This is a genomic window from Pullulanibacillus sp. KACC 23026 (assembly GCF_029094525.1).
Classification (GTDB): Bacteria; Bacillota; Bacilli; order Bacillales; family Sporolactobacillaceae; genus KACC-23026.
On record NZ_CP119107.1, the window covers coordinates 4,717,081 to 4,730,585 of the forward strand.

A 13,505-nucleotide genomic window follows, 5' to 3' on the forward strand; every position below is an offset into this window, starting at 1 on the left:
GTCCAGAACACCCGCTTCTTGTTCTTCCATTAATGAATCATAACTTGAAGGGGCTCGCAGACATTCAATTGGACACGTGTGCTCCCTGGTAACGAAACGCCTCTCCTGTCTGCAATTTTCAACCGCAAAGCTATATCCTCATCCCAGCCGTTACCTACTTTGACGGTAACAGAGCGATCAACAGCATCAACAATGAGGATCACCCTTTCATAGAGGATCACTTTATGAGATTTTAGAAGGTGATCCTCTTATACGTTTTAAAAATGAGTAAATTCCTCAAGTGTTATATTTAGTGCTTCAGCTACTTTTTGAATAACTGTATCGTTTGGCAGCCGATTTCCCCGTTCTATCTCTCCCAAAATGGATAAAGAGACGCCAATGGACTTGGCAAGCTCTGCCTGTGTAAGACCTTTTAGCTTTCGAAAGGCTCGAATTCGTCTGCCCCATTGATCTGCTTCCATAAACGAACTCCTTCTCTATCCATAAACACGTCGCATAAGTCCTGGATGCTTTTATTTCGTCCTGGAATAACAAGAGACCTGTTTAATTCAGCAAGAGGAATTAAAACAAACAGTCTTTTTGTCATTTCAGGGTGCGGAATGATTAGGGTTTCCATTTTTATTATTTTATCGGCATAGATTAAAATGTCAAGATCTATGGTTCTCGGCCCCCAATGGATGAGTCTTTCTCTCTTTAACTGCTGCTCAATCGATTGAGTGACTTGTAACAGCTCAAGTGGGGACATATTGGTTTCAATCTCCACCACCATGTTCAGAAAGGGTGACTGTTCGACAGGTCCATAAGGGTCTGTTTCATAAATGGATGACACTCTTATCAGTTGAATCTGGTCATTAGCACAGAGATAACGGATGGCGTCTTTCAGATAGGCGAACCGATCTCCCATGTTGGAACCAAGTCCAAGATAGACAAGATTCATGCTCGTGTCCTTCTCAGTTCAATTGCCACGGATTCATAATGACCGGGAATGGGCGGATCAGGTTTAATCACCTTCACTTGACAGGCTTGTATAAGCGGAAATCCCTCCAGAAGCTCTGAGGAGATCGCCTCTCCGACACTTTCCACCAGCTTCTTCGGCGGGCCTTCTACTATTTGACGAACCGCTTCATAAACCTCTGCGTAATTCACGGAATGCTCCAGATTATCTGTTTTACCCGCTTGGGACATATCCATTTCTAAAATTAAATCCACTATAAAACGCTGGCCTAATTTGTTTTCTTCAGGGAACACCCCGTGATAGCCGTAAAAAGCTAGTTTATTGAGATACATTTTATCCATTGCTCTCACCTCTTGACCATGGCATCCATCATCTTCACCATTTTACTTATTGGACCGACATCGTGAACCCTCACAATTTGGACCCCTTTGGAAATGCCTAAGCAAACCGTCGCCCCTGTTCCTTCTAAACGTTCGTGAACCTCAGCATTTAAAGTAAGGCCAATAAATCTTTTCCGGGACGTTCCAAGAAGTAAGGGAAACCCGAGATCATGGAATGCCTCCAGGTGGTTCATGGCGTTAAGATTATCGGCATAAGTTTTGGCAAAGCCTATACCAGGGTCCAATATAATTTGTTGGTCAGTCACCCCTGCCTGCTTAACAATTTCAACACTTTCAAGTAAATCAGCCTTCATATCCTCGATAAGATCCCGATAGTCCTTATTTTTTCGATTATGCATAAGAATGATTGGGGCCTTTGTCTCTTTCGCCACATAAGCCATCTCGGGGTCCGCCTTAGCTCCCCAAATATCATTAATGATATCCGCCCCTGCCTTAATCGCTTGTCTTGCCGTCTCGGCTTTGTAGGTGTCTATAGAGATTGGAATATCAGAAAAAGCTCTAATGGCCTCTATAACTGGGATGACACGCTCAAGCTCTACTTCTAGAGGGACCGGTTCAAATCCTGGACGAGTTGATTCCCCACCGATATCAATTAGATCGGCACCCTCTTTGATCATTTTTTGAGCTTGTTGAACAGCAGCCTCAATCGTTAAATGCCGGCCGCCATCTGAAAAGGAATCGGGTGTAGCATTTAATATCCCCATCACCAACGTTTTCTTAGAGTAATCCAGAGATCGATTGCGAAGTTGAATATGCTGACGTCTTTCTTCTAACTCTATAGCCATTAGGCTTACCACCTTTTAGATAAAACTTGTCCTGCCCTAAGGAACGACTGATGTGTCCTCTGAAAAAAGCCACAAACAGAGAGAATCGCCATGCCTTATTGAGCGGCGAGTCTAGTTTATATGATTTAACGTATAGCAAAAGGCCGCGTCGACAAGAGCGGCCCCATTTTTTATACTTTTACCGAGTAATGCTCTAAAAAGTTCTTTAATAACAGCTTACCCGTTTTGGTTAAGATGGCTTCAGGATGAAACTGAACCCCCTCAATAGGCAAGGTTTTGTGACGCAGAGCCATGATTTCATTTTCCTCTGTCCAGGCGGTGACCTCCAGGCAATCGGGCAAGGTTGACTCCTCCACGATCAAAGAGTGGTACCTCATGGCCTCAAACGGACTGTCAATCCCATTAAATAAAAAATGACCAGAATGGAAGACAGGAGACGTTTTCCCGTGCATAAGTCTAGAAGCACGTATCACTTGGCCGCCAAACGCTTGGCCAATCGATTGATGGCCCAAACACACACCTAAAATAGGAACTTTACCACCGAAGGCTTCAATAGCCTCTAATGTAATACCAGCTTCATTTGGGGTACACGGCCCGGGTGATAAAACCAAGTAATCGGGCTGCAAATCCGCTAATTCATCAACTGTCAACTCATCATTTCGTATGACTTCAACCTGTTCGCCCATTTCACCAAAATATTGAACGAGATTGTACGTAAACGAATCATAATTGTCAATGATAAGAATCATTCTCGTCTCCTCCTATGCTCATGCTAAACTAAGCTCTTTTCTTACTCTAAACTAATTAGTCTCATCATATCAAAAAATGATTGGGGTATAAAGACCTCTATTAATGAACTTTATTTAATCCTTAATTAATTCTCTCAAATCTTCTTCAGAAAATCGATACACCTCGTTACAGAAATGGCAGGTAGCCTCTGCTCCGTGGTCTTCCTCAATCATGGATTGAATTTCCTCTTTGCCGAGTCCAATCAAAGCATTTTCAAGTTTTTCCCTTGAGCACTGGCATTTGAACGTAACAGGCATAGTCTCAAGAATCTTAACATCTTCTTTTCCAAATATGGTTTCAAGGATTTCCTCAGGGGTCAAACCTTGGTCAATCAGTTTTGAAATAGCAGGGATTTCTTTCAACCGTGTTTCTAATTGCTGAATCACGTGGTCCTCGGCTCCCGGCAAGACTTGAATCAAGAATCCGCCAGCTGCCTTTATGGAGTTATCCGGATTAACAAGCACGCCAACTCCAACAGCTGATGGAATTTGTTCAGAGGAAGCAAAGTAATACGTAAAGTCTTCACCAATTTCACCAGAAACAATTGGCACTCGGCCGGTGAAGGTGTCCTTAAGACCAAGATCTTTTACGACACTTAAATAACCGTCTGTTCCAACCACTCTTGCCACATCAAGCTTCCCGTGTTTATTCAATTCAAAATGAACATGTGGATTGGTGACATAGCCCCTTGTTTCCCCTTTTGAATTAGAGTCCACAATGATAGCCCCAACAGGACCGCCGCCTTCAACTGTGACCGTTAGTCGACCGTCCCCCTTCAGTTGAACGCCCATCATGGTGGCTGCTGTCATGGTTCTTCCAAGAGCTGCTGAGACAGTCGGCCAAGAGGTCTGTCTCCTTTGGGCCTCGGATACCATTTCTGTAGATCGAATGGCTTCGGCACGAATTTGCCCTCCGTAGCCAAGAGCTTTAACTAAATAATCGGACATGGTTTTCACACCCTATAACTTCATTTTTGTTTGAATCATGTTGATTGTTTTATTTAACTGCTTACTAAATTTTACCCTGATTTTGGTTTCTTTGGTAAATCAAAAAGAGTCCTTTCAACGTTAGAAAAGGATCTATAAAATCCACTAAAGCTGTTTCTTTCGCAATAAACGGAGCCAAGCCCCCTGTTGCTACAACTTTGGGCCTCTGCCTGGCTGCCTTGATCATACGAGAGACAATTCCTTCTACCAAGCCTACATAGCCATAGATGATGCCCGACTGCATCGCGCTTATCGTATTGCTTCCCACAATGTGATCCGGCTTAGACAACTCAATTCTAGGGAGCTTTGACGCCGATTCATACAGGGCTTCTGTCGAGATGTTGATCCCCGGCGCGATGGCTCCTCCAAGATAACGTTCCTCTTCATCAATATAGCAAAACGTGGTTGCTGTCCCGAAATCCACAATAATTAGAGGTGCCTTGTAATAATGGACTCCCGCCACGGCGTTTACAATGCGGTCAGCGCCAATTTCACGAGGGTTATCCACTTTTAAGTTCAGACCCGTCTTAATACCGGGTCCCACAACCAATGGCCTTTGCTTAAAATATTTCTCACACATTCGTTCAAGAGAAAACATAATGGACGGAACAACGGATGAAATAATCACACCGCTAAAATCCGAAAACGACAAGGAAGCGTGCTTAAACAAATCACCAATCAGCATGGCAAATTCATCCTCCGTCTTTTCCCGGCTCGTCGCAATTCGCCAATGGTGGATAAGCTCAGCATCCTTATAAATACCTAAAACAATATTAGTATTGCCGACATCACAAACAAAAATCATTTCTTCACCTATCTCCACATCGTTTAAATCTTAAATTATCTTAACATATTCTCGTTTCCTTACCTATCTTAAACACTCTGCCGTTCATTAATTTTGTACGACATCTACACAGCCGTCTCGCCTGTGTGATCTAGATGAGCCAACGTCTAACCTGCCTACTCCATAGTAGTATATGTACAACAAAAACCCCCATCCACAAGTTAAGTGGACAGGGGCTTATATTAAAATTTATAAACGATCATTGGTAGGATCTTTTGGCGTATCGTCAATACCTGTTGGTTCATTGACGATATCCTCTTTTTTCGTAATGTTGACCCGTAAGTCATTTTCTTTTTTGCGGCGCTTTGCTTTTGGCTCAATTAATTCACCTGTTTCAACAAGTGCTTTAATTTGATCCGCTTCAAGAGTTTCCACTTCAAGCAGTGTCTTTGCCACAAGCTCAAGCTTATCGCGTTGTTCGGTAAGAATTTCCTTAGCCCGCGCATAGCATTCTTTAATGATGCGCTGAATCTCAGAGTCAATTTCATAAGCGATGGTATCGCTATAGTTTGGCTCGTTTTGAATATCACGGCCTAGGAAAACTTGACCGCTTTGAGTTTGGCCGAATTGCATTGGACCAAGCTTATCGCTCATACCAAACTCAGTAACCATGCGGCGTGCCAATCCCGTTGCTTGCTGGAAGTCATTGCTTGCACCTGTGCTGACTTCACCAAAGATAATTTCTTCAGCAACACGGCCGCCTAAGAGACCTGTGATTCTTTCAAGCAGTTCAGGCTTCGTTAGGAAATAGCGATCTTCTTTAGGAAGTTGGACTGCATAACCACCGGCTTGACCGCGAGGAATAACAGTAACTTTATGAACCGTTGACGCACTTTGCAAATTGAGTCCGATAATGGTATGACCGGATTCGTGGTAAGCCACAATGTTCTTCTCTTTTTCAGAGATCACGCGACCTTTCTTCGCAACCCCGGCAATAACCCGCTCAACCGCTTCGTCAATATCTTCCATATCGATAACCTTTTTGTCAGAACGAGCAGCGACAAGTGCGGCTTCATTCAGAAGGTTTTCAAGATCAGCACCTGAGAAACCTGGAGTTAATTTAGCAACTGTCTCAAGATCCACTTCTTCAGCCAATGGTTTATTTCGAGCATGAACGCGTAAGACAGCTTCACGCCCAACCACATCTGGACGATTAACCGGAATTTGACGGTCAAAACGGCCTGGTCGTAATAAAGCAGGGTCTAAAATGTCAGGGCGGTTAGTTGCCGCAATGATGATAATTCCTTCATTCGCTCCAAAGCCATCCATTTCAACAAGCAATTGGTTGAGGGTTTGTTCACGTTCATCATGGCCGCCGCCTAATCCGGCACCACGCTGACGTCCAACCGCATCAATTTCATCAATAAAAATAATACATGGAGCATTTTTCTTAGCATTTTCGAACAAATCACGAACGCGGGATGCACCGACCCCGACAAACATCTCAACAAAGTCAGAACCGCTGATTGAAAAGAAAGGCACTCCTGCTTCTCCTGCAACTGCACGAGCAAGAAGGGTTTTACCTGTCCCTGGAGGTCCGACAAGAAGAACCCCTTTAGGAATACGTGCTCCTAATTGAGAGAACTTACGCGGATCTTTCAAGAACTCAACAACCTCAACAAGCTCTTGTTTTTCTTCGTCTGCCCCAGCAACATCTCTAAATTTAACCTTCTTTTTCTCCTCAGAGTAAAGGCGCGCTTTGCTCTTCCCGAAGTTCATGACTCGGCTCCCGCCGCCTTGAGCTTGATTCAGAAGAAAGAAAAAGAGGATAAATATGATTATAAATGGGATGATCGACGTAATAAAGCTGACCCAACCATTTGACTGTTGCGGTGCTTTATAATCGACGTTTGATTGATCAGCAATAGTCCGAATTTCAGTTATAGACTTTTCACTATAAGGAATATACGTTTTGAATGTCGTATTATCGTTGTAGCTCTTTAATTGTCCATGAACAATAAAGACGCTGCCTTCTGGCTGCAAATCAATGGTCTTAATATCACCCTTTTCAAGGTGAGATTCAAACTCACTGTAGGTCATCGTCTTCACTTGTTTATTTGAGCCATTAAAGAAGCTAACGATTCCTATAATTACCAAAAATATAAGCAAGTAAATAATAGTGTTGCGGAATATTCGACTCATCCCTTACCTCCTCCCACTTTAAAAGGGAACCATATTATATAGTATCACACCTGAATTTAATGCCTCAAATAATTAACTTGAGTAAACTTCGGGCTTTAATATACCTATACAGGGGAGATTTCGGTATTTTTCTGCATAGTCGAGTCCGTAGCCTACAAGAAAGGCGTCAGGTACAGTAAATCCAGCTAAATCAGGGACAATATCCACTTTTCTCCCAGACGGTTTATCTAGTAATGTCACGATTTTTATCGACTTCGCTCTGCGGTATTTAAATAAATCCACTAAGTAACTTAACGTTAAACCACTGTCGATAATATCTTCAACAATGAGGATATCTCGCCCTTCAACTGATGTATTTAGATCTTTAACAATTTTGACCTCTCCAGACGAAACGGTTGAATTTCCATAGCTGGAAACATCCATAAAATCAACTTCTAAATGTACCGTTACACGTTTGATAAGGTCCGCCATAAAAGGAAGAGCGCCTTTCAACACCCCGACCACTAATGGAAACTGGTCCTGGTATTCCTTTGACAGCTGTGCACCCAGTTCTGCAATCTTGGCTTGAATTTCTTCTTCAGTAAAAAGTATTTCCTGCAAATCTTCCTTCATTAATAAATCCTCCCAAAGCCTTTACTAGGAATAAATGTTATCTGCATAAATGAGGTCGTCTTTTCATCACAAAGGGCTTCCCCGCTTCGATGTAATAAAGGAACCCAAATTATATGACCATTTCCATCCACTATAATAGGCCAGGATGCTCGCCATTCCTTTGGCACTTTTGAATCAATAAAGAGACGGCTCACTTTTTTTGTTCCGCCATGACCGAGTAATGTCATGCGGTCACCGGATTGAAAACACCGCAAACTCAAAGGGAGATTTAAACCTTTCCTATCAGCAATAAAGGTCCGTTGATCGTCTGATGGCTTTACCCAATGATCAAGTATCTCTGTTTTAAATTCCCCAATTGTAGTAGAAAGATGCCCTGGAAAAGGGATTTTTTTTGGTTCAATCGATTTAGGCATAAAAGAAATTGAACCGCTCTTAATCACTAAATTGTCCTCATGCTTGCGGGCAATCAAAGGATCGGGAAGTGAAAATTCTCCTGAGCCACTCTCTTGTTTCAACCAAGAAAGCAGAGAATCAATATGTATAGATTGATGAAGTTGTTTAGAAGTTTGACTATTATACAGATAAGTCAATATTAGATGAAGCATTCTCCTTTGTAAAGGAACAGGTGAACTTAATAAACCGGATTTAGATAAAACACAGTGTTCAACTGTCTGGGAACGTTTTATTTGAGCCAAACGCTGTACAGCGAGTTGATTTAAAAACGCCTCATCCTCACTGAGCCATTCACTTTGTTGCTGAAACCGTTCATGGACTAAAGGATTTTCTTCTTTTAACAAGGGTAAAATATGATGCCTAAAACGATTCCTCATGTAGTCATCGCTTTGATTAGATGGATCGTTCCTGAAGGCAATCTGATATCTTTGACAATAATTCAAGATATCTTCCTTCGTTAAACAAAGAAACGGTCGCAAAATGGTTCCCCACTCCATCTGTCGCTTTACAGGCATCCCTGAAAGACTCGTTGAATTCCCGCCTCTTACATGCTGCATTAACATGGACTCTATTTGATCATCTCCATGTTGGGCGAGGACTAAACTTTTGGAGCGGTATTTTCTAAGAACCTGACCAAACACTTCGAAGCGTAAAGCTCTAGCGGCCTGTTGGGTACCGATTTTGTCTTGGGATTTGAGTCTTAATACATTGACCTGTGCCCCTTCAAAAGGAACCCCAAAGCGGTCCGCTATGTCTTTGACGAATAGAACTTCCTCTTCAGACTCTTCTCCTCTTAATCCATGATCCACACTGCAGCAAATTAGTTGTATCTCATACTTTTCTTTTCGTTGGTTAAGAAAATGGAAGAGCGCCATAGAATCCGCCCCGCCAGATACCCCAACAACTAGAGTGGCACCTCGTGGAATGAGATGATGTTTCTCAATAAATTGCTCCACTTTCTTTTCCACTCTTTGATCCACCTTTTATCACCAGCTTCGCAAATAAACACTTATAGACAATACCTAAACTAATTATAGCATTTTTCCAATTTTTACTTAAGTTATTATGTAGAATAGAAAAAAGAAGCGGTCATGTCAAATCATAGCGCATGTCATTCAGTACTGATTTGAATTTTTTGAACGTTACATGACAAATAAAGTGATATACATGACATAGGCTACAATTAAGGTAGTCGCAAGAATCAACGTTCCCTTCCATTCCTTTTTCTTTGTCCGCTGCTGACCCCTAGCTTGTGTCTTTTTTTGAGTCGGCTGTTGGTTGACAGGATGGACCGTCTGACCCCTCCTTCTGTTATTTAACGAACTTCCTTGCGGGTGAGCGGGTGCTTTCTTTCGCTTGTCTTTATTTATACGTATGTAACTCGTTTTGGTTTCATTAATTTCATTTAATAAATCTTGCCTCATTTGGTTCGCCTCTGAATACTGTCCTTCCAATGCCTTTCGAATAATCCCTCTCAATTTGCTCAATTTGGCATTTCGATTCAGCACTTGAAATAGGCTCTCTTTTGCCTCTTTCCCTCTTTCAAAACGGTGTCCCTCTGCTGCTTCAATCATGATCATCGCCACCGCAAATAAATCATAGGATGGTTCTGCTTTTCTTGAACCTAGCCCCCAATATCCTCGATCGTAAAATTCCGTATACTCTTTAATTGCCCGGCCAAATTGAGTGGTGCCACCCACATCAAGCCATCTGACCCTAAGCGGTGAGTCCGTGACCATTAAGTTTTCTGGCTTTAAATCCCCAAACACCCATCCTTCCGAGTGCAACCGGTGAAGTTCTTTAAGCAGTTGGAGTATAAAGATATTGACCCATTCTCTTCCTCGAACTTGAATGGCCTCCATTAAAGGAGCGCCCTTTAAATACTCCATAGCGTAAAAAGACAACAGCCCAATATTAGTTTCCCAATCATCCACATCATATAAAGAAGGTCCGAGGGATTCACCTTGGACCTTTGTTAATTTATTTAAAACATTCACTTCCGAAGTGACAGTGGCATTATTCAATCCAAATTTCAAAGCGACTCTGCCCTTAGCCGATTGAGCCAGATAGACAGTTCCCTGAGCCCCAAAGCCGAGCGACCGAATGATTTTATATTCGTTTTGATGCCATTTACCATGAATGACTGTTCCAGGAGATATATTAATAGTCGGTCTCTTCGTATGCTGTTTCTCCATACTCAAGCATTCCTCTTCTCGTTCGTTTATTAAATGCGTTCAATGCCTCTTTTATAGCAGGACCAGTTGGGGTAATACCCCCTGATGCCAGTTTTGAAAACACTCTGCTTATGGATTCTATCTTCGGTGTCCATGACATAAGCTTATCTATTGGTTTCCGTTTCCCGGGAAATGTGTATAGGCAGAATTGGTTGCTTCCCATACGCGAGTTGAGACTTACTGATAAATCCAAGAGTGCCTCATGAACAGTTGGCAATTTCTTTTCCATACTGGCACTTGTATCTATTAGAATACAAACCTCTAAGTCAATTGTCTCTCCTAAATCATCCACCACTTCCATGACTTGTCCTCTTTTCTCTGGAGGAAGATCTTCCATGGATTCATTTTCGCCAAGAATACTTTGTAATTCCTGGTTAATCACACCTTTAATGGTTTCGGTCATAGCCTGACGCGTGACCATTTGGACAGTCTGGGAAAGTTGTTTGGTTTGGACGATCTGACTGATGCCGCCTCCAGCAAGAGCAATGTCTTCGATTTCTCTCAAGCCGCCGTCTGAGGTTTCATCATTATTGAGGACACCTATCACATTCACCGTGATGCCCTGCTCTTTGGCCAGTGCGGCCATCGCTGCCGGGTCCTCTCCTTGATTAGAACAACCATCTGTAATCAACAGAATTTGTTTTAAATGCCCCTTGCTCATTTAAAGCCCCTCCTTTGTCTCGCTACCATCATCGACAAAAGAGACTCTTTTTATACCATTCTACTGTGCTTTCCGAATGTTTTGCTTCTTTCCAGAATAAGCAGCAGGTATGGCTGCCCACTTAGGAATATGGTGTTCTATTTTTGAAACGACAACGGTCATATCATCCCGTATTTCACCATTACTTGTCCGAATGACCTCTTCTAATATTAAATCGGCAATGTCCTGCGGATGGCTCGTTTTCATCTCTCGAATCTTTCTTTTCAGCCAAACCTCTTGATTTTCAACACTTTTCGGTGATTCGAATATACCGTCACTCATCATAATCAACAGATCTCCTGCCTTCAGTTGGTAGCCCACCACATCTACATCAACGTCCTGAATAATACCCATTGGTAGATTACCAGCCTCAATCATCATGACTTGATCTCCTCGTTTAACAAAACTTGGATTAGAGCCTATTTTTAAGAACTTACAATTGGCATCCTTCAAGTCTACTAAGGCCAGGTCAAGCGTTGAAAAAATTTCATCTGTTGTTCGAAGCGACAAAATAGAGTTAATGGATTTGATTGCAATGGTTTCATCGATCCCTGATTTTAACACTTTTGATAGAAGCTTGAGCGTCTCCATACTTTCCCTGTGAGCCCTTTCGCCATTTCCCATTCCATCACTAATAGCAATGGCATATTTTCCGGCTCCAAGCTCAAACATGCTGTAATTATCCCCTGAGATCCAATCGCCATTTTTGGCTGTGTGAGCAACACCTGATTCAATGACGTAGGCCTTTGCTGAGCCAAATGTCACTTGGCCATAACCATTTGGGATAACGGGCTCAATGTAATTTTTGACCACAATATTTTCATTGAGTATGTCCGAAAGAATGGGGGCAATAATCTTCTCACACTCCCCGTGATAATCCCCAGGAATAGACATATCAATATCAACAGCCCCTTCCTCTAGATTATAGATTTCCAAATTATCTATATCTAAACCAATTTCCTGGAGCCTAGATAAAATTTGTTCTTCATGGTAGTGATGCGTTTCCCGTTCTCTCTGGATTTCTTTTGCAAAATTACCCATGACTTCGGAGACCCCGAGAAGCTGGTCGGCAACTAGGCGACGGCTCTCTCTTACTTTTTTCTTAAGCTTCAGCTCCTCATAAAAGTGTTGTTGTTCTTCATAAATCGTATTAACGACCTGATCTGGTTTAATGCAATGCCGTCTAAAATCCCGGTTTAGCCGAGTAGACGTAATTGAAGGTCGATCATTCGTCTCTGACATGATTTCTGTCATAAGTCCATACGTCTCATCAAAGTGTTTAGCCCAACAGTAATCCTTTTTAAAACAAGTTTGGCAAGTTCGTTCAGTTACACGACTAAGAAACACATCTTGCTCATGAATCAAGTCATCCTCCTCCGTTTGCACCGGATCACTCGAAAAACTGGTTGAAAGTGCCTGGAAGAGACTTGAAAATTGTTCAACACGACTAGCCGTTACATCTCTTAGCTTCTTGAGATACTGTTGCTGCTCTTGATTATATTGTTTGGTTCCAGGGACATAAGCCTCCAATTTTTTAAATATCTTATGTGGAGTCAGGAAAAATAAAACAATTGCTCCGAGCGACTCGGCCGTTGTCCCGAGTAAGTGCTGATACCCATTCCCATAGAGCCCTATTAACAATGTTCCAATAATGAGTCCAAGACTGACTCCAATTTTCCTTCCTTCTTTTAAAAGACCGCCAAGCAGCCCTGAAAAAGCTAATAAGCTCATCTCATACAAACTGGTCACATTAGCTAGGGAAACAATTAATCCGATAACAACCCCAACAGTGGACCCAATCGCGGCACCACCTGCATAAGCAAAAACAAGAACAAAGTAGCGGGATAAAATATGTTCAACCGACAAGGTTTTAACTTCCCATCCCATAGAGCCAGTTAGAACAGAAGCTAAAAGGATGATGAGACAAACGATCTCTTCATTCCTAAGCGTTCTTTTTCGAATGCCCGGAGTAAACAAAGGGAGACTTTGGAGGAAAATGAGAGTGAGGAGGAATCCCAATCCGGCTTCAACAGCACTCATCATGTCATCAGAAAGCGTTAAGGTTCCCTGCTGAATAAAATCAAAGCCTAAGCGCGTTATAAGTCCACCGCCAAAGACTAGATAAGGCAGCCATTTCCCCTCCTCTTGTTTAATGAAACGGATCGCAATCGCTCTAAGGACAACAAAAAGACCAATGGAGACCACCAAATAACTTGCTTGAAGAATTGACTGGGTTAATCCCCCGGCTACAAGACTAAGCAAGGCCAATAATTTACGTTTCGGCTTTACAAATAAAGCTGTCGCAAAGAAGGCTAGTCCAAAAGGCGACATGTCAGCAAGAATAACAGCTCGTCCAAGTAAAAACCCTATAAACAAGCAGGCCATTTCCCAGTTGAATAGACTTGATATAATAGTGGCTTTTAACTTCTTATTAGCCCATTTGGACCCAAGTCCCGATCCTTGGGTTTTGGAGGCTTCCACCGGACGATTTACGGAATGAACATGTACGTTCTGCAAGACCTTCACCACCCCTAAAAGATTATTGTATGTATCATTTAATCACAGTAGACCTTCATTTTTTGTCAAAACAAAGCGGGAATTTCC

The 13,505-nt window shown here is 42.3% G+C and carries 14 protein-coding genes; all 14 read right to left on the minus strand.

Going from position 1 to position 13,505, the window contains the following annotated elements; translation table 11 throughout:
- Positions 1 to 29: 29 nt before the first annotated feature.
- The gene (locus PU629_RS22010; protein ID WP_275282136.1) at positions 30 to 203 is read right to left on the minus strand and encodes a hypothetical protein; all 174 of its coding nucleotides are present in this window, start codon (positions 201 to 203) and stop codon (positions 30 to 32) included.
- 54 nt (positions 204 to 257) lie between these two features.
- Positions 258 to 461, minus strand: a complete 204-nt coding sequence (locus PU629_RS22015) for a helix-turn-helix domain-containing protein (RefSeq protein ID WP_275282137.1) — start codon at positions 459 to 461, stop codon at positions 258 to 260.
- Positions 413 to 937 carry a 2-amino-4-hydroxy-6-hydroxymethyldihydropteridine diphosphokinase gene (gene folK / locus PU629_RS22020; protein WP_275282138.1) on the minus strand — a complete coding sequence of 175 codons (525 nt, stop codon included), beginning with the start codon at positions 935 to 937 and terminating at the stop codon, positions 413 to 415. Before folK ends, PU629_RS22015 begins: the two co-directional genes overlap by 49 nt.
- Complete coding sequence (folB, locus tag PU629_RS22025) at positions 934 to 1,296, minus strand: dihydroneopterin aldolase (protein ID WP_275282139.1); 363 nt, start codon at positions 1,294 to 1,296, stop codon at positions 934 to 936. Before folB ends, folK begins: the two co-directional genes overlap by 4 nt.
- A gap of 5 nt (positions 1,297 to 1,301) precedes the next feature.
- Positions 1,302 to 2,141, minus strand: coding sequence for a dihydropteroate synthase (folP, locus tag PU629_RS22030; RefSeq protein WP_275282140.1), 840 nt, complete (start codon positions 2,139 to 2,141; stop codon positions 1,302 to 1,304).
- 170 nt (positions 2,142 to 2,311) lie between these two features.
- On the minus strand, positions 2,312 to 2,890 hold the full coding sequence (pabA, locus tag PU629_RS22035; protein ID WP_275282141.1) for an aminodeoxychorismate/anthranilate synthase component II: 579 nt from the start codon (positions 2,888 to 2,890) through the stop codon (positions 2,312 to 2,314).
- 114 nt (positions 2,891 to 3,004) lie between these two features.
- Entirely contained in the window at positions 3,005 to 3,877 is an 873-nt protein-coding gene (gene hslO / locus PU629_RS22040; RefSeq protein WP_275282142.1) for an Hsp33 family molecular chaperone HslO, read from the minus strand.
- Between the two features lie 64 nt (positions 3,878 to 3,941).
- Complete coding sequence (locus PU629_RS22045; RefSeq protein ID WP_275282143.1) at positions 3,942 to 4,721, minus strand: type III pantothenate kinase; 780 nt, start codon at positions 4,719 to 4,721, stop codon at positions 3,942 to 3,944.
- 228 nt (positions 4,722 to 4,949) lie between these two features.
- The gene (ftsH, locus tag PU629_RS22050) at positions 4,950 to 6,902 is read right to left on the minus strand and encodes an ATP-dependent zinc metalloprotease FtsH (RefSeq protein ID WP_275282144.1); all 1,953 of its coding nucleotides are present in this window, start codon (positions 6,900 to 6,902) and stop codon (positions 4,950 to 4,952) included.
- A gap of 72 nt (positions 6,903 to 6,974) precedes the next feature.
- Positions 6,975 to 7,514: a hypoxanthine phosphoribosyltransferase gene (hpt, locus tag PU629_RS22055; protein WP_275282145.1), complete on the minus strand. Its 540-nt coding sequence runs from the start codon at positions 7,512 to 7,514 to the stop codon at positions 6,975 to 6,977.
- On the minus strand, positions 7,514 to 8,935 hold the full coding sequence (tilS, locus tag PU629_RS22060) for a tRNA lysidine(34) synthetase TilS (protein ID WP_275282146.1): 1,422 nt from the start codon (positions 8,933 to 8,935) through the stop codon (positions 7,514 to 7,516). Before tilS ends, hpt begins: the two co-directional genes overlap by 1 nt.
- Positions 8,936 to 9,109: 174 nt before the next feature.
- The gene (locus tag PU629_RS22065) at positions 9,110 to 10,162 is read right to left on the minus strand and encodes a serine/threonine protein kinase (RefSeq protein WP_275282147.1); all 1,053 of its coding nucleotides are present in this window, start codon (positions 10,160 to 10,162) and stop codon (positions 9,110 to 9,112) included.
- On the minus strand, positions 10,128 to 10,862 hold the full coding sequence (locus PU629_RS22070; RefSeq protein ID WP_275282148.1) for a VWA domain-containing protein: 735 nt from the start codon (positions 10,860 to 10,862) through the stop codon (positions 10,128 to 10,130). Before PU629_RS22070 ends, PU629_RS22065 begins: the two co-directional genes overlap by 35 nt.
- Positions 10,863 to 10,922: 60 nt before the next feature.
- The gene (gene spoIIE / locus PU629_RS22075) at positions 10,923 to 13,418 is read right to left on the minus strand and encodes a stage II sporulation protein E (RefSeq protein ID WP_275282149.1); all 2,496 of its coding nucleotides are present in this window, start codon (positions 13,416 to 13,418) and stop codon (positions 10,923 to 10,925) included.
- Positions 13,419 to 13,505: the final 87 nt, after the last annotated feature.